Source organism: Actinomycetospora sp., assembly GCF_055612215.1.
This window is the reverse complement of record NZ_JBVPVA010000566.1, coordinates 1-1012: the sequence shown is the minus strand read 5'-3', so window position 1 is coordinate 1012 and position 1012 is coordinate 1. Positions and strand designations below refer to the sequence as shown.

The 1012-nt window shown below is 72.0% G+C and carries 1 protein-coding gene; it reads left to right on the top strand.

Translation table 11 applies throughout. From position 1 onward, the window contains the following. Window positions 1–284: 284 nt before the first annotated feature. Window positions 285–1012 (top strand): IS256 family transposase (locus AC0CYZ_RS15620; RefSeq protein ID WP_472216902.1); only part of this gene is annotated, 728 nt, incomplete at its 3' end.

The window sequence follows — 1012 nt, the reverse complement described above, 5'->3', positions numbered from 1 at the left end:
CCTTGGCCTGGGCCGGCGCCGCCCGATACGCGTCCTGGCGGGCCCGGCGGGCGTCGACCCGCCGCCCCGGGCGCGGCGGCCCGCTCGGGGCCGGCGCCCGGCCGCGGGAGTGCGCGCCCCGCCGCTCGCGCCCCACGTGGTTGCGGTCGATCTCGCGCTTGAGGCCCTGTCAGATGGTCTGTGTACAAGATCGTTCCTGAGTGAGGACGGAGTACACAGTGACCGTGACCGGTGATGCGCAGCGCGACGAAGGGGTGGAGCCGGCGCGGGCGGCGGTGAACGACATGCTCGAGGCCGGGCTGTTGGACTCGGTGATGGAGCGGGCCGCGGCCGGGGAGTTGGCGTTGACCGGCGAGGGCGGGTTCCTGCCCGAGCTGGTCCGCTCGGTGCTCGAGCGGGGCCTGTCGACCGAGTTGAGCGAGCACCTGGGCTACGAGAAGGGCGACCCGGCGGGGCGGGGCTCGTCGAACTCCCGCAACGGGTTCACTCCGAAGACGCTCTCCAGCGAGGTCGGGGAGGTGCCGCTGTCGGTGCCCCGCGACCGCCAGGGCTCGTTCGAGCCGCGGCTGGTCCCGAAGGGCTCCCGGCGCACCGGCGGCCTCGACGAGATGATCATCTCGCTGTACGCGGGCGGGATGACCGTGCGCGACATCGGCCATCACCTGGCGCGGACGCTGGGCACCGAGCTCTCCCACGAGACCATCTCCAAGATCACCGATTCGGTGCTCGAGGAGGTGAAGGCCTGGCAGGCCAGGCCGCTGGAGGAGATCTACCCGATCGTCTACCTCGACGCGCTGGTGGTGAAGGTCCGCGATGGCCACCAGGTCCGCAACCGCTCGGCCTACATCGCGGTCGGGGTCGATCTCGACGGGATCAAGCACGTGCTCGGGATCTGGGTCCAGGCCGGCGAGGGCGCGAAGTTCTGGGCCGGGGTGTGCGCCGAGCTGCGCAACCGCGGGGTCCGTGACGTGCTGATCGTGTGCTGCGACGGCCTCAAGGGCTTCCCCGAGGC